The sequence below is a fragment of the Aquiluna sp. Uisw_065 genome (assembly GCF_047731275.1).
Classification (GTDB): Bacteria; Actinomycetota; Actinomycetes; order Actinomycetales; family Microbacteriaceae; genus Aquiluna.
On record NZ_CP159836.1, the window covers coordinates 900,045 to 922,471 of the forward strand.

Annotated in this window: 24 protein-coding genes and 1 pseudogene; 2 read left to right on the forward strand and 23 right to left on the reverse strand. The window is 51.6% G+C overall.

Going from position 1 to position 22,427, the window contains the following annotated elements; all coding sequences use genetic code 11:
• Window positions 1-400 precede the first annotated feature (400 nt).
• The 14 genes and pseudogenes from ABXT50_RS04490 to smc all read right to left on the reverse strand — a co-directional run bounded on the left by ABXT50_RS04490 (window position 401) and on the right by smc (window position 14,155).
• Window positions 401-1,414, reverse strand: coding sequence for a YeiH family protein (locus tag ABXT50_RS04490; RefSeq protein WP_415273699.1), 1,014 nt, complete (start codon window positions 1,412-1,414; stop codon window positions 401-403).
• 99 nt (window positions 1,415-1,513) lie between these two features.
• Window positions 1,514-2,404 carry a tyrosine recombinase XerC gene (locus ABXT50_RS04495; RefSeq protein ID WP_415273700.1) on the reverse strand — a complete coding sequence of 297 codons (891 nt, stop codon included), beginning with the start codon at window positions 2,402-2,404 and terminating at the stop codon, window positions 1,514-1,516.
• A gap of 84 nt (window positions 2,405-2,488) precedes the next feature.
• Window positions 2,489-3,526 (reverse strand): DNA-processing protein DprA, encoded by a 1,038-nt coding sequence (gene dprA, locus ABXT50_RS04500; protein WP_415273701.1) that lies wholly within the window; start codon window positions 3,524-3,526, stop codon window positions 2,489-2,491.
• A 73-nt stretch (window positions 3,527-3,599) separates the two neighbouring features.
• Window positions 3,600-3,929, reverse strand: coding sequence for a DUF2469 family protein (locus tag ABXT50_RS04505; RefSeq protein WP_415273702.1), 330 nt, complete (start codon window positions 3,927-3,929; stop codon window positions 3,600-3,602).
• An 18-nt stretch (window positions 3,930-3,947) separates the two neighbouring features.
• Window positions 3,948-4,580: a ribonuclease HII gene (locus ABXT50_RS04510; RefSeq protein ID WP_415273703.1), complete on the reverse strand. Its 633-nt coding sequence runs from the start codon at window positions 4,578-4,580 to the stop codon at window positions 3,948-3,950.
• The gene (gene lepB, locus ABXT50_RS04515) at window positions 4,561-5,268 is read right to left on the reverse strand and encodes a signal peptidase I (protein ID WP_415273704.1); all 708 of its coding nucleotides are present in this window, start codon (window positions 5,266-5,268) and stop codon (window positions 4,561-4,563) included. The genes ABXT50_RS04510 and lepB overlap by 20 nt, the downstream gene beginning before the upstream one ends.
• Before the next feature lie 53 nt (window positions 5,269-5,321).
• The gene (rplS, locus tag ABXT50_RS04520; RefSeq protein ID WP_040325274.1) at window positions 5,322-5,675 is read right to left on the reverse strand and encodes a 50S ribosomal protein L19; all 354 of its coding nucleotides are present in this window, start codon (window positions 5,673-5,675) and stop codon (window positions 5,322-5,324) included.
• Window positions 5,676-5,801: 126 nt separating this feature from the next.
• Entirely contained in the window at window positions 5,802-6,488 is a 687-nt protein-coding gene (trmD, locus tag ABXT50_RS04525; RefSeq protein ID WP_415273705.1) for a tRNA (guanosine(37)-N1)-methyltransferase TrmD, read from the reverse strand.
• Entirely contained in the window at window positions 6,478-7,008 is a 531-nt protein-coding gene (rimM, locus tag ABXT50_RS04530) for a ribosome maturation factor RimM (protein ID WP_415273706.1), read from the reverse strand. Before rimM ends, trmD begins: the two co-directional genes overlap by 11 nt.
• 16 nt (window positions 7,009-7,024) lie before the next feature.
• Window positions 7,025-7,261: a KH domain-containing protein gene (locus ABXT50_RS04535; RefSeq protein WP_415273707.1), complete on the reverse strand. Its 237-nt coding sequence runs from the start codon at window positions 7,259-7,261 to the stop codon at window positions 7,025-7,027.
• Between the two features lie 275 nt (window positions 7,262-7,536).
• A pseudogene (gene rpsP / locus ABXT50_RS04540) lies at window positions 7,537-7,953 on the reverse strand (30S ribosomal protein S16); the annotation flags it as partial.
• 144 nt (window positions 7,954-8,097) lie between these two features.
• Window positions 8,098-9,600, reverse strand: a complete 1,503-nt coding sequence (ffh, locus tag ABXT50_RS04545; protein WP_415273708.1) for a signal recognition particle protein — start codon at window positions 9,598-9,600, stop codon at window positions 8,098-8,100.
• Window positions 9,601-9,608: 8 nt separating this feature from the next.
• Window positions 9,609-10,706: a signal recognition particle-docking protein FtsY gene (ftsY, locus tag ABXT50_RS04550; protein WP_415273709.1), complete on the reverse strand. Its 1,098-nt coding sequence runs from the start codon at window positions 10,704-10,706 to the stop codon at window positions 9,609-9,611.
• Complete coding sequence (smc, locus tag ABXT50_RS04555; protein ID WP_415274810.1) at window positions 10,706-14,155, reverse strand: chromosome segregation protein SMC; 3,450 nt, start codon at window positions 14,153-14,155, stop codon at window positions 10,706-10,708. Before smc ends, ftsY begins: the two co-directional genes overlap by 1 nt.
• A 140-nt stretch (window positions 14,156-14,295) precedes the next feature.
• On the opposite strand from smc, the gene ABXT50_RS04560 reads away from it, so the two are divergent.
• On the forward strand, window positions 14,296-14,679 hold the full coding sequence (locus ABXT50_RS04560; RefSeq protein WP_415273710.1) for a hypothetical protein: 384 nt from the start codon (window positions 14,296-14,298) through the stop codon (window positions 14,677-14,679).
• On the opposite strand, the gene mutM is transcribed toward ABXT50_RS04560, so the two are convergent.
• Genes mutM through ABXT50_RS04590 form a run of 6 tightly spaced genes read right to left on the reverse strand, consistent with a single transcriptional unit; the run spans window position 14,672 to window position 19,588 of the window.
• Window positions 14,672-15,574, reverse strand: a complete 903-nt coding sequence (mutM, locus tag ABXT50_RS04565) for a bifunctional DNA-formamidopyrimidine glycosylase/DNA-(apurinic or apyrimidinic site) lyase (RefSeq protein ID WP_415273711.1) — start codon at window positions 15,572-15,574, stop codon at window positions 14,672-14,674. The two genes, ABXT50_RS04560 and mutM, sit on opposite strands and share 8 nt — an antisense overlap.
• Window positions 15,574-16,248, reverse strand: a complete 675-nt coding sequence (gene rnc / locus ABXT50_RS04570) for a ribonuclease III (RefSeq protein ID WP_415273712.1) — start codon at window positions 16,246-16,248, stop codon at window positions 15,574-15,576. Before rnc ends, mutM begins: the two co-directional genes overlap by 1 nt.
• A gap of 3 nt (window positions 16,249-16,251) precedes the next feature.
• Window positions 16,252-16,455 (reverse strand): 50S ribosomal protein L32, encoded by a 204-nt coding sequence (rpmF, locus tag ABXT50_RS04575; RefSeq protein WP_040325276.1) that lies wholly within the window; start codon window positions 16,453-16,455, stop codon window positions 16,252-16,254.
• A gap of 2 nt (window positions 16,456-16,457) precedes the next feature.
• Window positions 16,458-16,964, reverse strand: a complete 507-nt coding sequence (locus ABXT50_RS04580; protein WP_415273713.1) for a YceD family protein — start codon at window positions 16,962-16,964, stop codon at window positions 16,458-16,460.
• A complete protein-coding gene (gene coaD / locus ABXT50_RS04585; RefSeq protein WP_415273714.1) occupies window positions 16,961-17,449 on the reverse strand; it encodes a pantetheine-phosphate adenylyltransferase in 489 nt (162 codons plus the stop codon). The genes ABXT50_RS04580 and coaD overlap by 4 nt, the downstream gene beginning before the upstream one ends.
• Window positions 17,450-17,458: 9 nt before the next feature.
• Window positions 17,459-19,588, reverse strand: coding sequence for an ATP-dependent DNA helicase RecG (locus ABXT50_RS04590; RefSeq protein WP_415273715.1), 2,130 nt, complete (start codon window positions 19,586-19,588; stop codon window positions 17,459-17,461).
• Window positions 19,589-19,638: 50 nt separating this feature from the next.
• Here ABXT50_RS04590 and rsmD point away from each other — a divergent pair, with 50 nt between their 5' ends.
• Window positions 19,639-20,208, forward strand: coding sequence for a 16S rRNA (guanine(966)-N(2))-methyltransferase RsmD (gene rsmD / locus ABXT50_RS04595; protein ID WP_415273716.1), 570 nt, complete (start codon window positions 19,639-19,641; stop codon window positions 20,206-20,208).
• On the opposite strand, the gene ABXT50_RS04600 is transcribed toward rsmD, so the two are convergent.
• The 3 genes from ABXT50_RS04600 to smpB all read right to left on the reverse strand — a co-directional run bounded on the left by ABXT50_RS04600 (window position 20,205) and on the right by smpB (window position 22,402).
• The gene (locus ABXT50_RS04600; protein WP_415273717.1) at window positions 20,205-21,476 is read right to left on the reverse strand and encodes a citrate synthase; all 1,272 of its coding nucleotides are present in this window, start codon (window positions 21,474-21,476) and stop codon (window positions 20,205-20,207) included. The two genes, rsmD and ABXT50_RS04600, sit on opposite strands and share 4 nt — an antisense overlap.
• Window positions 21,477-21,547: 71 nt before the next feature.
• Entirely contained in the window at window positions 21,548-21,871 is a 324-nt protein-coding gene (gene fdxA / locus ABXT50_RS04605) for a ferredoxin (protein WP_415273718.1), read from the reverse strand.
• Window positions 21,872-21,928: 57 nt separating this feature from the next.
• Complete coding sequence (gene smpB, locus ABXT50_RS04610) at window positions 21,929-22,402, reverse strand: SsrA-binding protein SmpB (RefSeq protein WP_415273719.1); 474 nt, start codon at window positions 22,400-22,402, stop codon at window positions 21,929-21,931.
• Between the last annotated feature and the right edge of the window lie 25 nt (window positions 22,403-22,427).

The following is a 22,427-nucleotide window of genomic DNA, read 5'->3' on the forward strand; positions in this document are numbered from 1 at the left end:
TCATAACGTTTTCAGGGCCGGTGGTAGATCGGAACATCGTCACGATCGCAACCGCTAGTGGGTATCTGCTCAGCTTTGAGCAAATTTGCTCCTCATTGCTGCCTGGAGATTTCGTTAAAGGGGTGCGAAACTCGGCCAGTTTTGCTCGATCAGTGAAGCCTATAAACCGCACTGTGAGAGCTGCGTCCACTTTTCAGTGAGGGGTAATCGTGGCTACCTAAACCCGGAGCTTTTTCTGGGCAGTCTTCCACCCAGCGTTCTCAAGTCCTAACCTCAATCCACCAAGCGTGACATGGGAAGCAGCAACTCATAAGTAACAACTTCCAAATGCCGTCAGTCTCCTGCCGATCAGAAAGCACGGTCCGGCTCGAGAGGTGCGGGTGTGCCACTAGCAGGACGCTCAACCGATTTGCACAGCGACCCAGGCGAGGGTCGCGATTAGAGTCCAAGACATTAGCGCGACCAGCAGGGCGCGCCAACCGGTGCGCAAAAGCGGGACAAGCTGAACAGCCGCGCCCAGCGCAAAAAGTGCCATCGCCAAGAGAACCGTCTGAACGATGTCGGCAACATCAGTGAGCGCAACGGGAATTGGCAAAAACGTACGCACCATCATGGCTCCAATAAATCCGGCGACAAAGAGGGGCATTATTGGTGGACGCTTGCAACCGGCTACTGAAACTCCCTCCCGAAGTCTCAAGGCCAAGGAGGTTGCGGCCACCATGGGAGCTAGGGCCAGTACCCGAGTTAGCTTTATGATCAGGGCAAATGCAAGTGCCGTTGGCCCAGCGATCTGGGCAGTGGCGACTACCTGACCCACGTCGTGCACGCTCGCGCCGACCCAGTGCCCAAATTGAATAGCGCTGAAACCTAGCGGATGCCAGAGAATAGGTAACACGCCGATAGCCAGAGTTCCAAAAAGCGTGACAAGGGCAACCGGGATGGCAGTGTCCTCGTCTTTCGACTTTACGATCTGGCTCATTGCTCCGATTGCAGATACTCCACAAATGGAGAATCCGGTCGCGATGAGCAAAGGCTGATCCCCCGGCAGCTTGAAGAGCCGACCCAGCCAAATTGTTGCGGCGAAAGTGATTGAGAGCACACCGATTACGGAGGCAATCGATACCCAGCCGAGTTGAGCAATGTCGACCAGGCTTAGCTTGAGACCCAATAGCACGATACCCAGGCGCATGAATTTTTTGGCAGTGAAACTCAGTCCGGGACCGAGAATACCAATCAGCACGGGACGCGCGAATGGAAGCTGGCCGACCAGAATGCCCAGAGCGACAGCAGCAGTCAGTAGCGGAATCGAGGGCACCATCGAGTGGAGACCCCAGGCTAACAACGCTGCAGCGCCTGCGACTGCAACCCCGGGTATCCAGGTCGAGATTTGTTTTGACCCGGTACTCATGCTCATAGCTACCATTATCCGCCCCCTCGAAGTCGCGGCGGCAGATACTTTGAGATTGTTAGAAAAGAGCGAGCCTTGTCTAAGGTGAGCTGCACTCGCTCCGCGCTATGCGCGAGGATGCGCCTGTTCAAAGGAAGAACGCAAACGTTCAACTGAAACATGTGTGTAAATCTGAGTGGTAGTCAAGGAAGCGTGCCCAAGTATCTCCTGCACGGCTCTCAAGTCGGCGCCGTGATCTAAAAGATGTGTCGCCGCTGAATGCCGCAGAGTGTGCGGGCCTGCGGAACCGAGGGTGGTGGTCGCCAATTGACTTGCAACAACGTCATATAGCTGGCGAACCCCAACCCTTCCGCCGCGTGAACTCAAGAGCAGAGCGCTTGATGAGGTCGGTATTTCAAAAACTGGTCTTCCAAGCCTGACCCAACGATCGATTGCGTCCTTCGCCCTCAGACCAAATGGCAGCATTCGCTGCTTATTACCCTTACCGGTGACTCTCAAGAGCTGTCGCTCGTGGTCTAGGTCCGATAGGTCCAGCCCGGCTAGCTCACTTACCCTCATGCCAGTTGCATAAAGAAGTTCGACGGCACAGTGGTTCATGAGGCCGACTGGGTTGTCTGCGGTCGCCTGAAACAGCATTCGATCAAACACCTCCGCCAATGAGATTTCCGACGCGACCTTAGGTAGTGGCCGGTCAAGCTTTGGAGACCGAAGCCTCAATGCAGGATCTTGATCAGCGAAGCCTGAATCAGCTCTCCAAGCAGTGAAACTTTTAATCGCCGAGGTTTTTCGCGCCAGCGTTGCCTTAGAACCACCAGCCTCGGAAATTCGATAAAGCCAGCTCCTGATAGCCTCAACGTCTAACAGTTGCTTTGTATCCGACAGAAAAGTTAGCAAATCGTTGATGTCAGAGTTGTAAGCCTTTTGAGTGTTTGCAGAAACCCCGCGCGCCTTTAGCTGCTCTAGAAACTGAACTAAGTCGTGGTTTAGATTCCGCATGTCTCCAGAGTAAACGCAGAATCTCAAAATGGTCGTTGCGGTCAAGCTTTTTTCGAATGGTTCCTAGACGTTGGCGATCGGCGTTTAGTTACAAGTTTTCCCGCCGAGCAGCACGATGGATTTCACTTGTTTGAGACCGACACCGGACTCTATGGCTATTTCACTGGGAGTTTTTGCACCCGCACGAAGGGCATCTTGAACTCGCTTTTCGGTCCAAGACGGCTCGATCTGGATTGGGTCATCAAGAACATACTGCTTAGCTACCCCCTCTTGAATCATCGTGTTGCAGCCTTGACTTTGCTCGCTAGCCCAGGAACCCGCCAAGGCATAAACCTCTCGCCCGAGAGCCCTAGCGTGATTAGCAGTGTTCCTGGATCCAGACCTATGGGCAGCTTCGACTACGAAAAGTTCCTTGCACATCGCCGCTATTAGCCGGTTGCGCTGCAAAAACCTAAACCTGCTGGGAGCTGCTCCGGGAGGCATTTCGCTCATAAGCACTCCCCCAGAGCGCACTATTTGGTGGAACATTTCCCAGTTCTCCATGGGGTAGGCCTTGTCTAGGCCGCCGGCCATGATCGCGACCGTTGGCAGTCCAAATTCAAGAGCTGCTTCATGAGCCGCTCGGTCAATTCCAACAGCACCGCCTGAAACTATGGGCATTCGCAAGCTTGCGACGAGCCCTCTGGCGTTTGATGCTCCCTTTACTGAAGGCTTTCTAGTACCAACAATCCCTGCAAAATCTTGCTCTAACGCGACCCGATCGCCTGCTACCCATATCAAAAGTGGTGCGTGGACTCCAAGATCGGACAGCCTACCCTCGACGCTTGGTAGGGATGCGACCGCAACCGGTCTAGCGTTCCATCGGATTCCGCGCTCAACGAGTTGATAGGCATTGGCTCTCGGCAGTCGAAGACAAACTCGCTCTTCCATGGACCTGAGTTCACTCAAGTACTCGGGGAAGCTCTCGGAAATAAAATTCCGCCAGGTCTCGAAATCCTGCTTTTTGATGCTTTCTAGGGCTTCCGGTCCAAATGCGTTCCAGATCAAATTGGTCAAAGCATCGCCGGGTTCAGACAGCGCGCACCAGGAAATCAAATCTAATTCATGTTGACTTAGATGCACGGACCCTCCTTTTGCAAGAAGTGTCACATCTAAAGGACCTAGGCTCTAAGGAGCATTCCCAAGCTGTTGATAACTAGGGCTGATCGCCCACTGCCAATTCTTCCGGTAGCTCAAATTCTTGACTACCGATTTCCTCAACATTGACATCCTTAAATGTCATGACTTTTACCTGCTTTACGAATCGATCGCTGCGATAAATGTCCCAGACCCAAACATCGTTCATTGCAAGCTCAAAGTAGAAATCCGTTGCGGTGTCTACTCTTTTTAGCTCGACGTCATTGGCAAGATAAAATCTGCGCTCAGTCTCAACCACGTAGCGGAACATTTTCACTACGTCTCGATACTCGCGATAGAGAGCTAGCTCAGCTTCCCTGTCGTAATCCTCAAATTCGTTCTCATCCATATGCCTAAATCCTAACCCTCAAAACAAGCTGTTGTCATCGGCCAGGATCTTCGTTAGCCAACTGAGACGGTGATGAGAGCTCGGGCCAATTTTCCGCAGTGCCGCTAGGTGAGAAGGTGAAGAATATCCTTTATTACCCTCCCAACCGTATGCCGGGAACTCCTGACCAAGTTTCGCCATCAAAGAATCGCGCTCAACCTTGGCACTAATTGCACCGCCTGAAACTGACCCGCAATCCCGGTCAGCCTTTATCATCACCCGCACTTCAATGCCGATATCCCCTAACCAATTGTGGCTACCATCGAGCAAAACAATCGCTCCGGTTAGGTCGAAGTTTTCTAGGGCATTCAGAGCGGCCTCCTGAAGAGCAAAGTTGATTCCCTTCGACTCAATCACTCCAACATCGGAAAATCCGACGCTTGGCTGCCCCCAGCTTGCAACCTGCAGGGCTAACGGAGCACGCTTTTTCTCCGTTACCAATTTTGAGTCGCGTAGATCAGTTGGCATTGAGTGGAGACCGTCTGCATTGAGGCCAAAGGCGCCTACGGCGACTGGTCCTGCGAGAGCTCCACGACCGACCTCATCAACACCTATGACGAGCCGATGACTCTGTAGGAGCTCACGCTCTAAATCAAGGCTTGGGTAAGACATCGAATGTACTCGAGTAGTTATCTAGGTAACTCCAGTTTGCTACCGGCCAACTAACCAGCATTGCCCGACCCACCACTACATCGAGCGAAACAAACCCTTTTGAAGGAAGGTCCTGATGAAACCGAGAGTCGGTTGAATTTCCTCGGTTATCGCCCATCACCCATAGGTACCCCTCGGGGACGGTAATGGAGAATTCGATGTCAGAGGGGTTTGCCCCATCACGAATGTATGATTCATCGATAGCAACGCCGTTGAGTAGCAGCCTGCCGTCAGCATCGCAGCAAGAGATGACGTCTCCGCCAACACCTATCACGCGCTTGACTAAGTGCTCTGCTGAATCAGGAGCCGTTACACCAAAGGTTCCGAGAACAAAGTCCCCAAGCTCTTCAATGGCCGGCTTCTCAATCGAATTAGCCACGGAAAGCCAGCCTCCAGGATCCTGGAAAACCACGACATCACCGCGTTGAACAGGCAGCACTTCTGGAACCAGCACGTTCACGATTATTCGGTCATTTATTTGAAGAGTGTCCAACATTGAGCCAGAGGGTATGAAAAATGACCTTATGAGAAAAGCTTTAATAAGAACTGAAAGCAGTAAAGCAACCCCCACGATTACGACAAAGTCGACTAGGAAAGCTAATACTGGATTTTTACGTAAACGGCGAGACCTACGCCTGAAACCGTTCATAGCACCAGGCCTCCGGGGTCGCAATCCCCCGTCGAACGACATTAGGGAGTGTTCTACTTGACGTTGTCGCGCTTCTCGCGAACCTTTGCGGCCTTGCCGCGAAGCTTACGCAAGTAATAAAGCTTTGCTCGTCGAACGTCTCCGCGCGAGACGAGCTCAATCTTCTCAAGAACTGGGGTGTGTACAGGCCAGGTGCGCTCTACGCCAACCTGGAAAGAAACTTTACGAACTGTGAAGGTCTCTCGAATTCCGTCGCCGGAGCGACCGATTACAATTCCCTGGAAAAGCTGAACACGGCTGCGACTACCCTCAACGATGTTTACGTGAACCTTGACAGTGTCACCGGCTCGGAAGTCTGGAATGTCGTGCCTTAGGCTCTTGGCATCTAAGTCATCAAGAATGTTCATTTTTATTCTTTCCTCTTGCACGCAGGTCAAAATGGCTAGTTTCTAATAATTTGTTTGTTCCGACTCCCCTGCGGCAGAGTCTATTGGAACAGCTAGAAGTCTCTCACAGCAAAAGACTATTGGCAACTATTCAGCTAGCAAATCAGGCCTATTTACCTTGGTACGACTAAGTGATTGATCTTTACGCCATTTCTCAATCTCGGCGTGATGTCCGGAAAGTAATATCTCCGGCACCTCAAGTCCGCGCCAGCTTGCCGGCTTCGTGTAACTGGGGTACTCAAGAAGCCCTGAATTATGGGATTCTTCGCTCAATGATTCCGCGTTTCCTATCACTCCAGGAATCAGGCGGCAAATTGCCTCGATCATCGCGATCGCGGCGACCTCTCCGCCGTTCAGAACATAGTCACCAATAGAAACTTCCAAAACTTCTGCTTGCCCGCTGGCATGTTCCACAACTCGCTGATCAATGCCCTCATATCGGCCGCAAGCAAAAACCAGGTGCGATTTGGCGGCGAGCTCAGCGGCAAGCTTCTGGGTGAAGGGGATGCCGGCTGGCGTTGTAAAAATAAGGGTTGGCCTTCGGTCTTTTGGAATGATTTCATCAAAAGCATCGCCCCAAGGCTCGGGCTTCATTACCATTCCGGCCCCACCCCCGTATGGAGAGTCATCGACTGTTCGGTGCCTATCGCTAGTCCATTTGCGTAGGTCGTGTGCTTCGAAGCCTATGATCTTCTGATCTTGGGCCTTACCCAACAGCGACAACCCCAGGACGTCAAAGAACTCCGGGAAAATGCTTATCGCGTCAATCTTCATTAGCTGGGGACTCCAACTGTTCGAAAAGCCCTCCGGGTGGAGTAATTTCCACGATACCGGAATCAACATCAACCTTTGGAACAAAAATCTTTAGAAACGGCAGCAGAACCTCACCATTCTCCGTTGTAATGGCGAGCAAATCCTGTGCTGGCTTGTGCTCAACCCGGTCAATAAAACCGACCTCTATGGAGTCTCGAAACACCTTTAGCCCCGTCAGCTGATGATCAAACCACGCCTCGGGTTCTTGAGGGAGCTCATCGAGGGGCTGATCAATAAGAAGAATGGCCCGAATAAGACCCTCGGCATCCTCGCGGCTTTCGATGCCCTCGATGAATAACACGGGAGAACTGTTGTACATGCGAAGTTCTTTGACAATGATTGTTTTGCCAAACCAAGACGACTCTTCGGGTACCTGAAGTTTTATTTCTGCGCCCGGTGTGAAACGCTGCTCAGGACTGTCGGTGTAAATTTCGAGCTTTATAGCTCCCTTGAGACCGTGAGCTTTGAGCAATCGCCCCACTCGGAGCTCAGTGGAACTAGAAATCGGTGTCCACCACGTCTACTCGCACTCGCTTGCCGTCCGCAAGAGCATTCACGACTGTTCTGAGAGCTGTTGCAGTCCTGCCATTTTTTCCGATTACTCGACCTAGGTCGTCGGGGTGCACGCGCACCTCCAGTAGGTCGTTCGGTCCAACCTTCCGCGTTGCCACGGTGGCGTCGTCAGGGTTACTGACAATTGAACGAACTAGGAACTGGAGGGTCGCCTGCAACATGATTATTCGGCCTTTGGCTCTTCGGCTTCGGCTACTGGAGCCTCAACAGAAACTTCTTCGGCTACAACTTCTACTGACTCTGCCACAGCAGCCTCTTCGGCTACTGCCTCGGCTGGAGCTTCTACTGGAGTCTCTGCCTCGACGGCTGGAGCTTCGGCTACTGGAGCTTCAGCTTCGGCTACAGCCTCTGCTGGAGCTTCTGTTGGAGTCTCTGCCTCGACGGCTGGAGCTTCGGCTACTGGAGCTTCAGCTACTGGAGTTTCGGCTGATGGGGTCTCAGATGGCGCCTCTGCAGCGGGAGCTTTTGCCTCCTTGGCAGCTGGAATGTCTTCAACCGTCGCTTTCTTCTCGACCTTTGGAAGAAGAACTGACTTCTTCTTTGCGTCTGGCACGAACGGAGTCTTGGCAACCTGAGGCTTGATGGTGTTTTTGAACTCGCCGTTTTCGTTGGCCATGTCACCACTGAGCTTTAGAAGAACAGCAGCCTGCTCAGTTGGCTGAGCGCCAACTGAAAGCCAGTACTGAGCTCGCTCTGACTGAACCTCAATAATGGATGGGTGATTAGTTGGTACATAACGCCCAATCTCTTCAATTACTCGACCGTTACGGTGAGTTCGAGAGTCGGCTACCACAATGCGGTAGTGAGGGCTGCGCTTTTTACCAATGCGCTGAAGTCTGATCTTTACGGCCACAATTCTCCTGTGAGTTTCTGGGATGAGTTTTCACCGTGAGCGTGGGGACACACTCTGATGTTTCTCTAAGGTTTTTCGAATACGTCTCGTTAGAGGGTCGAGACGCTCGAACTGTCAAAGTCTGCCAGAAAACACGAAGTTTCGCTAGTTTCGGAGACCAAAAGCACTGCCGGGTTTTGATTCTTGGGGTTGAGAGAAGCCCAAACCTTGATTTTCTGCCGCTCTCTTAGCTGGATTTCCACTCTTAGAGCCCTTCTTTTTCGTTGTGCTTTTTTTGCCGCCGATGTAGCCTCCGCCAACAGCTCCGCCCATTGTGACCGGATTAGTGCCGGGAATATTGGGCATTCCGCCCTTTGACATAGTCTTCATAACCTTGGCGGCCTGCTCAAACCTATTCACGAGTTGATTTACCTCTGTGACAGACGTGCCAGAACCTTTTGCTATCCGCATTCGCCGGGATCCATTTAGCACCTTGGGGCCATTTCGCTCCAAGGGGGTCATTGAGAAAATGATCGCTTCGGTCCTAGCGATTTCAGATTCATCGAAGTCCTCCAGCTGCTGCTTCATCTTCCCCGCGCCCGGAAGCATGCCCAAAAGGCTTTTCATGTTGCCCATTTTTCTGAGTTGCTGCATTTGCTCTAGAAAATCCTGGAGCGTAAATTCGTCATTAGCTATCTTGTCGGCGAGCTTTTTTGACTCTTCCTCGTCAAAAGTCTTTTGCGCCTGCTCAATGAGGCTGACTACGTCACCCATGTCGAGGATTCGGCTTGCCATCCGCTCCGGATAAAAGGGCTCGAATGAATCGAGGTCCTCACCCGTGGAACTAAACAGAATCGGTGCTCCAGTTATGTTTGCAACCGAAAGCGCCGCACCCCCTCTGGAGTCGCCATCGAGTTTGGTTAGGACCACGCCGGTTACTCCAACGCCATCCTTGAATGCCTTCGCAACATTAACCGCGTCCTGACCAAGCATCGAGTCGACAACAAACAAAATTTCATCTGGACTCACGGCATCTCGGATGCCGATGGCCTGCTGCATCATTTCCTCGTCGATACCTAGGCGACCAGCAGTGTCGACAATAACAACCGAAAATTGAGCCTTCTTGGCATGGGCGATGGCATCTTTGGCAACTGTTATAGGGTCACCTACACCGTTTCCAGACTCCGGCGCAAACACCGGTACGCCAACCTTCTCGCCCAATATCTGCAACTGGGTGACCGCATTTGGTCGCTGCAAATCAGCCGCGACCAAAATCGGGGTTTGGTTTTGCTCTTTTAGCCACTTGGCAAGCTTGCCTGCCAACGTGGTTTTTCCAGATCCCTGCAAACCGGCCAGCATGATCACGGTTGGAGGGGACTTGGCAAATTGAATTCTCTTATTTTCTCTTCCGAGAATTTTGGTCAGTTCATCATTGACAATCTGAACTACCTGCTGAGCCGGGTTCAGGGCCTTTGAGACCTCGTCGCCGAGTGCGCGTTCGCGGATGGCCGCTATAAAGCTCTTTACGACCTCAAGGGCTACGTCGGCCTCTAGCAGCGCTCTGCGGATATCCCTCAGCGTGGCATCGATGTCACTAGCCGAAAGCCTGCCCTTGCTACGAAGGTTCTTAAACGTGTCTGATAATCGATCAGAAAGATTGCCGAACAATGAAACTCCTATTTCTTAGCGACTAGACCTTTGGCGAATTCTTCGGGTGAGAAAAACGCAAAATCATTGATTTGTTCGCCAACACCAACGAGCTTAATTGGCAAATTCAATTCTTTTTGCAATGAATAGAGGATTCCACCTTTAGCAGTTCCATCCAGCTTGGTCATAACGATGCCGGTGACCTCGGCAACCTCGGCAAACGCCCTAGCCTGGCTCATGGCATTTTGACCGTTAGTTGCGTCGATTACAAGGAGAACCTCTGAGATCTTTGCTTGTTTCTCGACTGCTCTTCTTATCTTTCCCAATTCGTCCATCAGGTCTTTTTTATTTTGCAACCTACCTGCGGTGTCAATGATTGCGATGTCAGCCTGAGTCCTTATTGCCATTTCCACGGTTTGATAGGCAACCGAGGCAGGGTCCGCGCCCTCTTTGACCGGCTTGACAATTGGAGAATCGGCTCGCTTCGCCCAAGTTTCCAATTGGTCGACCGCGGCTGCTCGATAGGTGTCAGCTGCCCCTAGAACAACCTCCCACTCTCCATCCTTGAGCCACCTTGCAAGCTTCCCGATGGTTGTGGTCTTTCCGGCGCCGTTCACACCCACTACCAAAATCACATAGGGCAGAGTGCCGTCATCTAGGTTGAGTGCCGAATCATTTCGGCTAAGCCTTTTTGCTAGCAAGTCTTTAAGCAGTAACCGCAATTCAGGGTCAGTTGCCACGCCTTGCCTGTTTGCCTCACCTCTGAGTTCAGCGGCTATCTCCTCTGCTGTCTCAACGCCAAAGTCAGCCAAAATGAGAATATCTTCGAGCTCATCGATGTCCATTGCGCCACTAAACAGTGACCTGATTCCAGTTCCCAGCGAGCGCTTAGGAAGTTCCACGGAGACAAGATCCGGTTTTGCAATCTCTTTTTCGTCGGTCCTCGTCCCCGACTGGGCAACGGTGGCCTCAGTTCCAGATTCGGTTTCTGTTTCCGACGGTGCGGGAGCGTACGAGGGTAAATCCGACCCGGGTAAAACTTCAATGACAGCCGCCGGTTGATTTTCTTCCACTGGAGATGAGGCATCCACGTCTTTGCCGCGAAGTCGCTTTAGAAATTTGAACATTAGCCTGCCAGCTCTACTCTCTGACCAACAACCTGCGTGATTCCGTCTTGACGCATCGAGACTCCGTAGAGCGCATCTGCGATTTCCATTGTGCGCTTCTGGTGAGTAACGACAATCAACTGCGAGCTATCTCGAAGTGACTTTATGACGCTCAATAAACGACCCAAGTTTGAATCGTCTAGCGCGGCCTCAACCTCGTCTAAAACATAAAATGGGCTTGGTCTCGCCTTGAAGATTGAAATGAGTAACGCGACAGCAGCTAAAGAGCGCTCGCCGCCGGAAAGAAGAGACATTCGCTCAATTCTTTTGCCGGCAGGCTTGACCGAAACCTCAAGTCCCGTGACCAGTAAGTTATCCGGCTCAGTGAGGCTCAGTGAACCAGTTCCTCCTGGGAACAGAAGTGGAAACACTTTTTCGAATTCCTTTTTTGTGTCCTCGAACGCACTAGAAAAAATATGCTGCATCTTGCCGTCAAGGTCGCCAATAATCGAGGTTAGATCGGCCCTAGCGGCGGTTAAGTCGGCCAACTGATCGCTCAGATACTTGTGGCGTTCTTCAAGTGCTGAAAATTCTTCAAGCGCAAGTGGGTTGAAAGCGCCCAGTTGTGCCAATTTGGCTTCAGCCTGTCTAAGCAGCCTCTGCAGTTCTTCAATCGGCTGGTCATCGTCCGTGTTTTCCTCTAGTAGCTCCTCGATGCTGATCGACAGCTCAGACTCGACGCGATCCTTTAGGTTTTGCAACGTTAGGCGAAGCTCGTAATTTTGCATCTCGACTTCGTGAACGGAGGAGTTCAGGCTGGTAAATCTAGCCTCCAGTTCAATCGCTTGAGACCTCAGCTGCGCTAGGCGCTCACTGCGTTGCGACCGCTTGGCCTCTAGGTCCAGAAGTTCAACCCGCAGCTTCGAAGAAAGAGCCTGGGTCAGCGTCATTACTTGAGGTAATTTCAAAAGAACGTCTTTAGCGCTATTCAGCTGGTTCTCTCGAGCCAAGCTGGCGTCATTAGCGGCAAGCTTGGCAGAAACGGCCTCAGCCAATCGACCCTTCAAAACCGCCAACTGCCCGGAAGATGCGCTGCTTCGCTCGGCAAGAGTGCCGGCCTCAATCCTGGCCTCCAACTCTTGCTGCCTTGACGAGTCAAGATTCTTCGAAAGCTCCAAGCGCGCCTCTATGGAAACTTCGACTGAAGACTGTTCAGGGAGGTCTGCAACTTTTTTGGCCAAGACCTCAAGCTCGTGGTTCGCAGTCTTGGCCAGCTGGTCCTGCAGTTCAATTTCCGCCTCAAACCTTGCGATCTCAGCGCGGCCAGAATCCAGTTGCGCTATCAGCCTTCCAGCGCGCTCAGCACTTGCTGCCAGGAGTGCGTCGTGTTCTTGCAGCTCTGACAGACTCCTTTTCACGGCCGCGGTCGCAACCTCCGAGCCGGCCTCGGCATCGCTGAGTTTTTTTGAAAGAGCCTGAATTTCAGACTCAAATTTAGCTAAACCCTTAGCCGCGAAATCCCTTTCAGCACTGAGTTCTAGCTTGGATGCAAGCTTTGTTCCGCCGCCTCGAACCGTATATTGGGAAACTAAGTCGCCGTCTCTGGTGATGACGGTTATTTCAGGATCTTCTTCCAGGGCTTTTTCCGCAGCATCAAGATTTGGTGCAACGTAAAAATGTTCGAGAAGTGCCAGAACCGACGTTGGTGCGCTTACTAGTGTGCTGGCATTTACAAGCCCCGCTCTTTCAGCAAGCTTGCCGGTTTCGGCGTCAGAGCTTGTGACAAGAAACTCTGCGCGACCAAGATCTTGAGCCTTGAGGAACCTGATGGCATCGATAGCCTGACCTCTGCTATCGACAACTATCGCGTCCGAAAGGGCTCCTAGCGCAACGGCGATTGCCTTCTCAAACCCCTTTTCAACGCTGACGCTCTTTGCCAGCAACCCTTTGATGCCCTGAAGCTTTGCTCTAATTGCTTCTCCGCCGCCGTCTGATTGATCGAGGGTTAGGCCAAGTGCAGCATGCCTCGCGGCCAGAGCATCACGCTCTCGTTCGGCAAAATGTAACTGCTGGCGAGATTCGTCAACTAACTTCCGAGCGTTGGCCTCGGCCAACTGGGCTAATTCGTAACCCTTTCGAAGCGCATCATCAGAGGTCGATAAGCCTCCGGTTGTCATATCCGACTGCTGCTTGGATAGCTCAGTCACACGAGACTCTGCTTGGGAGGTGCTGTCCTGAAGCTTGAGGCGGGCTTGAGAAATAGCTTCAATTCTTGCCTCTTGGAGGGAAACCTCCCCGGTCGCCTGATTTCTTTCGCGGGTCTGAGACTCCTGCTGGCTTCGCTGACGGATTGACTCTGCGTCAAATAAATTCATTGCTTCTGCAGCAAGCTGTCTGGCCTGCTCTAGCTCAGCAAGCTGCGAGGCACTGGCCTGTATCTTAAGTTCGATGGTTTTTAGCGAATCAGTCGCCGATGAAAGCTCCGTTTCTAATGACTCAATTTCCAAACCGGCAGATTCGGGCTGATTGTCCACCAAGAGATTTACCCGCTGATCGGCGAGGTTTTTTAGGTTTCTAAGCTTTTGCTCGATGGTCTCGAACCGAAATAGCTTTGACTTGGCTTGGTCTAATTGGTCCGAACTCAATTCCGATTCAATTTGAGCGATCGCGTTTCTGGCACTCGCTAGTTGCGCTTGAGCAAAAGAGGATTCGGCCTTGCGTTCATTTTCGGACTTTGAGGCCACTTCTAGCTGTTCTTTTGAGTTACGAACTTGGGCGCTAAGAAGCTGGGACTTGGCGTGGCGTGCCACGGCGGCTATCTCCTGGGCGCTTCTTGCTACCTCCGCTTGTCGTCCAAGCGGTTTTAGATTTCGCCTAATTTCCGCGATCAGGTCGTGCAATCTAGTCAGGTTTGACTGCATTGCTTCCAGCTTGCGCTCTGTCTTTTCTTTGCGACGACGAAACTTTAGAATTCCCGCGGCTTCCTCTATAAAAGCGCGTCGCTCAAGTGGTGTGGCTCTAAGCACGGTGTCGAGCTGCCCCTGTCCAACGATGACATGCATCTCACGACCGAGACCAGTGTCGCTGAGCAGTTCTTGGACATCCAATAAACGACAGGGTTGCTGGTTGATCGAATATTCGGAGGCCCCGTTTCGAAACAGGACTCTTGAAATCGTGACCTCGGCATACTCAATCGGCAGAGCCCCGTCCGAGTTGTCGATGGTGAGAGACACTTCTGCCCGACCAAGGGGAGCTTTGGTTGAGGTTCCGGCGAAAATCACATCTTCCATCTTGCCGCCACGAAGGATCTTTGCACCCTGTTCGCCCATCACCCAAGCTAGAGCGTCAACAATATTGGACTTACCGGATCCATTCGGTCCAACTACGCAAGTGATCCCGGGTTCCAACACAATCGTGGTTGCCTGGGCGAAAGATTTAAAGCCCTTAAGGGTGATGCTTTTTAGATACAAGCTCAAACACCCCTTTCGCTTCCAGATAAAGCCTATCCGAGCCAAAAGTTTAGCGATTTTCTGCCAGTTTGATTAGATGAGCGTGTCAAAGGCAGGTGTGGGACAGACTACGGCGCGCACTTAGGTCATAGGCTCAAGATGTGCTAACCAAAAAAAGAGCTATCGGCAAAAGCCTTTCGGCAGTCCTGAAAGCGGTAGCAGTCGCAGTTTTCGGCACGATTCTGCATCAAAGCTCGCTATTCGATCAGCTCCCAATTGGGTCAGTCCTAAGTCTCAGCCTTGTGCTGCTAGTTGCCCTGCAAATTAGAATCGCGTCGGGCTTCAGAAGTCCAAATCTTTTTTTCGCCATAGCGATCCTGGGGTCACTTTTTTTATTCAGCCAAAGCTTCGGGCAAGACAAAATGATTCCGGCTAACCAAGCCGGATTTATCTGGTCCTACGGTGCTGCGGTGCTGGCATTTGCGGTGGCAATGTGGCCAAGGATCTCTGCTAAGCAGTGGCGAAGTAACTCAACGGCTAGGTAGCCAACCTCTGACAGGTTGAGCAGAAATGACTTCCCCTGTTTGCCCAAGCGATTCGCTTTATTTCCGTCCCGCATCTAGGGCATGGTTTTCCAGCTTGACCGTAAGCGTTTAGAGACTGAGAAAAGTAGCCACTTTCACCGTTTACGTTTTTGTACTGTTCATCAAAAGAAGTCCCGCCTTGGATAACTGCGCGCTCAAGGACACCGGTTGCGATCACAATCAGCTCGGTCAACTTCTCCCTAGTGATGCTGTTGGCAGGTTGGTCATAATGAAGCCGTGCAAGCCAGAGTGATTCGTCGGCGTAAATGTTTCCAATTCCGCTCAGCAAATTCTGGTCAAGTAGCACGCGCTTGATACCGGAGGCTCGAGCTTGCATTTTGGTTGCGACGCTGTCGATGTTGAAATTCGCATCGAGCAGGTCTCTAGCAATGTGAGCCACCACACTTGGGATGCTGCTGCTCACCGGGCTCTCGGGGCTGAAGCCTCCGGGCGCCCGATCTGAAGTGGGAACCAAATCCTCAATCGCCAACGAACCAAAAATTCTTTGATCGACGAATCTGACCTCTAGTAGTTGACCCGACTGGGACTCAACAGATATGACCACCCTGGTCTGGGGATCGGGGTCATGACCTTTGTCGCGCAAGAGCATTTGGCCACTCATGCCTAAGTGACCAACAAGTGCCCGAGAATCTGACAGGGGTAGCCACAGAAACTTTCCCCGTCGAACAACTGCCAGAAAGCTTTGCCCTAAAAGTTCATCCACAAAGTGCTTCGGACCCAAGACATGACGCTTCAAGGACCTCGCGTCGCTTATTGAAATGTCAACTACTCGAGAGCCGATTATCTTGGAGGCAAGCCCAGCACGAACTGTCTCTACCTCGGGAAGTTCGGGCATTAGGAGCCTTGAAGCGACCTGAGGGCTTGAATAGCAGCCTCAGTTTCAGCGTTGCGCTTAGTTCTGCCCTCGCCGATTGCAAGCAACTTGCCCGCCGAAAAACACTCCGCGCGATAAACCCGCTCATGCTCAGGTCCGGTAGCGGTTATTTCGTAGGAAGCCGTTTCTCTTGATAGCCGCTGAAGTTTCTCAATCAACGAAGTCTTCGGGTCACTCGCCTCTCGGACTGCGTCCGGGTCATCCAAAAGCGGCAGGATAAATTTTTGGACAATTTGACTCGCGCCCTCGAGTCCTTTTGAAAGATATGCGGCGCCAAGGACCGCTTCAAAAGTATCGGCAAGAATATTAGTTTTCTGTCTGCCATCGGTCTGCTCTTCGCCTTTGCCAAGGTAGATGTGAGCACCAAGGTTCATGCGATTGGCGGCCGTTGCCAGGGCGTTGGCTGAAACGACGGCATTTTTCAGCTTCGTGAGCTCGCCCTCTTGAAGGTCGGAATGAGTTTGGTAAACAAAAGTTGCAACCAAAAAGCCAAGCACTGAGTCGCCAAGGAATTCAAGACGCTCGTTGTCCTTGGAACCGTTTTCGTATGCGTAAGAGGAGTGAGTCAGAGCAAGCGTGAGTAGCTCGGGATCAATCTCGATGCCGAGCGTTTGTGACAGCTCGTCAAGGGGCATTGGTTATGCGTCTGCTACCTTGCGGCCCTTGTATTCCATATAAAGTGCGGTGCCGACAGAGTCGGTTACCACCTTGGCACGGTGAGGCAAGCTGTAAACGGTCTCGCCATTTTCAATGGTCTTTACCAATGTGATTGGCGCAGCCTTCCACTGAGAGCGACGTGAGCGTGTGTTCGAGCGAGACTGTCGACGTTTTGGTACTGGCATCTTTACTCTTCCTTATTCGCGAAATCTTGTAGCGCACTGAAACGCGGATCAACCGGTTTTTCGTGGCCGTGTTCTACATCTTGATTCAACCTTATTCCGCAGTCTGGGCACAAGCCAAGACAGGTCTTGGCGCACACAGGCTGGAAGGGAAGATTCAAGACTATCGAATCAATGAGGACCTGTTCTAAGTCGATGTGTTCACCAAGAACAACCAAATCTTCATCCGAGCTAGAAGAGTAGGCGAAAAGTTCCTGAAAATCCACCTCAACCTCAAGGTTGATCGGATCTAGGCATCTCGAGCACTGGGCTTCGGCAACTGCGAAGACCTCGCCGGTGGCCAAAACGCCCTCGTGGACTGACTCGAGCTTCAGGGAAATCTCTATGGTTGACTCGGCAGGGACCTCAACAACTGAGGTTCCGATTCCGATTTCCTGAACGTGATCAATCTGGAGCTCCCGCATTTGACCGGGTCGTTTCATTAGATCGTGGACTGCAACCAGCAGGGTCATTCTTTTCCTTCTTGCATCTTTTTTAGAACCGATGGAGTTACGTATTTGGATATATCTCCGCCTAAGGCGAAGACCTCCTTGACCAAACTTGAAGAAACGTGCCCGAAGTTCCCCTCGGAGGCAATAAACACTGTCTCAATCCCGGCGAGGTCATGATTCACCTTCGCCATCGGCAGTTCGTAGTCGATGTCTGCTGAGTTACGAAAGCCTTTTACGATTGCATTTGCACCAAGCTCTTGGGCCTTATTTATAAGAAGACCACTGTTCAGTGACTGAACTGAACACTTGGCAGCAAGGCCAGCTTCCGCTATCGCCCCTTCCGCCATCGCCACACGGGTCTCAAGGTCCATAGCGGCTGTTTTGGAGCTGTTATGGACTATGAGCAGATAGACCTGGTCAAAGACCGTTGCGGAGCGTGAGAGCACCGACAGGTGCCCTCTTGTTATCGGGTCAAAAGACCCCGGATAAATCGCTACAGAACTCACGTCACTAGGTTACCCGCGAGCTAGCTGCCCCGCATCCTGTATTTCCAAAACCAATGTCAATTGTTCAGACATGCCGGCTTTTTCCACCTCGACGGCCAGTGGCCTCACCTCTTGAATCAATTTGGCATCCCTAACAACACGAAGAAGCTGCAACGACGAGCGGCCCCCCGATTGGGTGTCACCCAAAACATCGCCCTCGCCCCGAACATCAAGGTCTATCTCCGAGAGTTCAAAACCGTCGCTGATTCGACTCAGAGCATCTAAGCGCTGAAACGCCAAGGTTTCCCTATCTACCCCTGAAACCAAGAGACAAAGCCCGGCATGCTCTCCCCTGCCCACACGACCACGAAGCTGGTGGAGCTGAGAAAGTCCGAAGTGATCTGCGTCCAGCACGACCATTGTTGAGGCATTTGGCACATTCACTCCGACCTCAATAACGGTGGTGGCGACAAGCACCTGGAGTTGACCAGATTCAAACTGATCCATGACCTCGTCTTTTTCCTTCGAGCTCATGCGGCCATGGAGTAAGCCAATTCGAATCCCTGCCAGCATCTTGTTGTTTTCCAGGGAGGCAAACACACTTGTGACGCTTGCAGGCTCGAGCCCAGGCTCGGATTCCAAATCTTCAGACTCCGGAACCATTGCTCCAGTGTCTTCTGTTTGCTGAGGGTCGATTTTTGGACAAACAACAAACGCCTGCCTGCCTGCTGATACTTCTTCAGAAACCCGCTCCCATACCCTGGCGACAAGGTCCTTGCGAGAGATATCGACGATATGAGTCACAATTGGCTGACGACCCTTGGGAAGCTCCCTGAGGGAAGAAACATCGAGATCGCCAAAGACCGTGACTGCAAGCGTCCGAGGAATTGGAGTTGCGGTCATCACCAAGCTGTGCGGAGAGTTTTTCGCCTTGGACTTGAGGGCTTCACGCTGGCCCACTCCGAATCGATGTTGCTCGTCAATAATCACTAAACCAAGGTCAAAAAAAGAAACGTTTTCACTCAGTAACGCGTGAGTTCCGATTACAAGACGGCAGTTACCAGATGCCATGTCCAGCAGAGTCTTTTTACGCATGGCCAGGGGCTGTTGCCCAGTCAGCAGCCTGACTCCAAGCTCCTTAGTTACGGCTGGGCCGAGCGCTTGAACTATTGATCGAAAGTGCTGCGACGCCAAGACCTCGGTTGGTGCCAGAAGAGCACTCTGTCCGCCGGATTCCGCGACCGCTAGAACGGCTCGAAGAGCCACAACTGTCTTGCCTGAACCCACCTCACCCTGAAGCATGCGGTTCATTGGGTGACCACGAGCTAAATCGGCCGCAATCTGAGTTCCTGCGTCGATCTGTCCGGGGGTCAGGTCGAATGGAAGACCTTCATCGAATCTAGAAAGCAGCGCTCCAGATTTGTACACGGCGGCCTCTTCTAACTCGGCTTTTTTTCTTCGCTCCAGCAAACCAAGCTGTAAAAGCATGGCTTCGTGAAACTTCAAAGAATTAGTGGCCTGCTCCCAGTCCGAATCTTTTTTGGGGCGGTGAATCATTTCTATTGCGGTCAAAAGCGGCATGAGCTTCTGTTTTTCTAGAAGCTCAGCTGGAATGACCTCTTGAGCCTGGTGCCTTGCATCAAGCACTTTTTCGACAGCTTTCTGAATCCGCCAGCTTGATAGGGTTCCGGTTGCCGGGTAAATCGGAATCGGGAGCTCGGCCCAGGCCTTGGCCTGCTGATCGATAATTTCGGCGTCGAACAGTTCATAATCGGGATGAGTGAGCTGTAATCTGCCCGAGAAGGCCCCGATTTTTCCAGAAAATAACCCCTGAACACCGGCATGTAGCTCGGCCTGCCGCCAGGCTTGATTGAAAAAAGCCAGGGTTAGTTGACCATTTCCATCTCCGAGAACCACCTCGAAGATACTGCCCTTGCGCCCCTTCATGCTGCGCTGGTTAGTGCTTTGAACCTGACCAACAACGGTTACCACTTCACCGATTGGTAGCGATGAAAAATCGGTGAGCTCGCCGCGTTTGGAGTAGCGTCTTGGAAAATGCAAAAGTAGTTCCGCAACCGTTTTGATTCCAAACTGCTTATCGAGAGCCTTGGCGGTTTTATCTCCAAGAACTCCGGCCAATAGCGTCAAATCGGTAAGCACACGCCAATCATGACCGATGTTCTGAAAAAAGATTCACTAGGCTCACTTGCGTGAGCAGAATAATTTCGGGAGATGCCGGGTCAATTAGATTGCACTCGGTAGCTAAGTCCACTCGCCCGACAGGGGATCGAGTCAAAGAATCTATTTTTGCCGCCCTAGAGGCTCGAGGGCTAATAGAAGACTGCGTAGTGCTTGATTTGTTCGCCGGCACCGGAGCGCTGGGTCTTGAATCCCTATCTCGCGGCGCCACCAACGTTATCCTCGTCGAGAAGAACCCCGAAGCCCACGAAATTTGCCTCGAGAACTCGATTCAGGTCCTTAAGGCGGTTCAAAAAAAACGCCCTGGCGCAGCAGTGTCAAACAAAAACATAGATGCTTTCAGGTATCTAAAAAACGCAACCCAAGTGTTTGACTTGGTGTTTTTAGACCCACCCTATGAATTTGCCAACAGTGAGCTTCTCAAAATCTTGACAGCGCTAAGTGACCAACTGAGCCCAGACGCGACATTAGTAGTCGAGCGCTCGGATAAAACTGACAATTTAGATTATCCAGATTGGATACGAGTAATTTCCGACAAAAAGTTCGGTAGCACCCGGGTGCGGATGTACCAAAAAATCTAGAGTGAGCGTTCGGCTGGACCTGTGTAGAGCTGCTGCGGCCTACCAATACGAGTACTTGGGTCTTCCATCATCTCGCGCCAATGTGCAATCCAACCCGGAAGTCGTCCAACTGCGAACAGCGGTGTGAACATTCGAGGAGGGAAACCTAGAGCTTTGTAAATAACGCCGGTATAGAAATCGACGTTCGGGTAAAGCTTGCGCTCCACAAAATACTCATCCGAAAGCGCAACTGCCTCAAGCTCCTTGGCGATTTCCAGCATCGGATCGTTGATGCCTAATTCACTTAGAACCTGATCGGCAGTCTGCTTAACAATCGTCGCCCTGGGGTCAAAGGACTTATAGATTCGATGCCCAAATCCCATGAGTCGAATGCCTTCTTCTTTGTTCTTAATTCGATCTACGTACTGGCTAACGCCCTCGCCGGAGTTTTGGATAGAGCTGAGCATTTCCAAAACCGCTTCATTTGCACCACCGTGCGATGGACCAGAAAGAGCGTTTATCCCAGACGCAACGGACGCAAAAATGTTGGCATTTGAGGAGCCAACCAATCGAACAGTTGAGGTGCTGCAGTTCTGTTCGTGATCGGCGTGAAGTAATAACAGCGTGTCTAGCGCCTGAGTAACCACCGAGTTCTGAGAATAATCTTCGGCGTAATTTCCGAATGTCATCTTCAAGAAATTCTCAACCAGTGAATAAGAATTATCTGGGTAAAGTAGCGCTTGCCCAATTGAAGATTTATAAGCGTATGAGGCGATTACCGGCAGTTTGGCTAAGAGCCTGAGTGTTGAAAGTTCCACCTGCTCAGGGTCTTTGGTGTCAAGCGAGTCTTGGTAGAAAGTCGACAAAGCACTGACCCCAGCAGACATAACCGACATCGGGTGAGCATCCTGAGGAAAGGCCTTGAAAAAGTCCTTCATGCCCTCATGAATAAGAGTGTGGCGCCTTAGATTCTGATCAAACTCTTCAGCTTCTGCTGCTGTAGGCAATTCGCCGTAGATTAGAAGATAGGAAGTTTCAAGGAAGCTTTTGTTAGCAGCAAGTTGCTCAATCGGATATCCGCGATAGCGCAGGATTCCCTTATCCCCGTCAATAAAAGTTATTGCGGATTTTGTGGAAGCGGTGTTTACGAAGCCTTGGTCAAACGCAGTCAAACCAGTGTTGGTAATTAGATTTGAAATGTCTATGCCCGATGGGCCTTGAGTCGCAGGAATAACCGCATACTCTTCAACTTTGCCATCGATGTCGATGGAAACCTTATTCGCGCTCAATTGCTACTCCTAGTCATGCTTAGGCCACAGCCTAGGGCACTTGTGTTTACCACCAGAAAAAGTTGTGAAAATTACGCCTGCAACTGCGGAGGCAGAGCGGCAACTATAGGGTGATCTCCGGCGATTGGGCCCACTTTTGCAGCGCCTCCAGGAGAGCCGACTTCGTCGAAGAAATCAACATTTACTTTGTAATAGTCGCTCCACTCAGCGGGAATATCATCTTCGTAGTAAATAGCCTCGACCGGACAAACTGGCTCACAGGCACCACAGTCAACGCACTCATCTGGGTGGATGTAGAGCATGCGGTCGCCCTCATAGATGCAATCAACGGGGCACTCATCAATGCAGGCCTTGTCCTTCACATCGACACATGGCAACGCAATTAAATAAGTCAAAACTAGCTCCTCAGTACTTCAGTAACTCTATCCCGATAAAAGTTGAGAGAAAAGCACTCACCACTCTTTACCAAGAGTTGCCACGGCTCTCGCGACTTCTCGGGTGTCCTGAGCCTCTTTTAGGCTCTGGCGTTTGTCATATTCTTTTTTACCTTTGGCAAGAGCGATCTTTACCTTCGCGTTGCCATCCGAAAAATACAACGACAGCGGAATCAATGTCATTCCTGAGCCACTAATTTTTCCGGCTAGCTTTTCTATTTCAGCCCTGTGCATCAGTAACTTCCGTCGACGCCTTGTCCCGTGATTTGTCCAAGACCCTGCTAAGAACTCCGGAATGTGAACATTTTCGAGCCAAGCCTCGCCGCGATCGATGACCGCATAGCCGTCCACCAGAGACGCTCGTCCCTCCCGCAGAGACTTAACCTCGGTTCCAGTCAACACCAAGCCAGCCTCGATCTCGTCCTCTATGAGGTAATCGTGGCGAGCTTTGCGGTTTGTCGCTACCGCTTTTTGACCGCGTTCCCTTGGCACTTATGCTCCTAATTGGTGTTGGTTT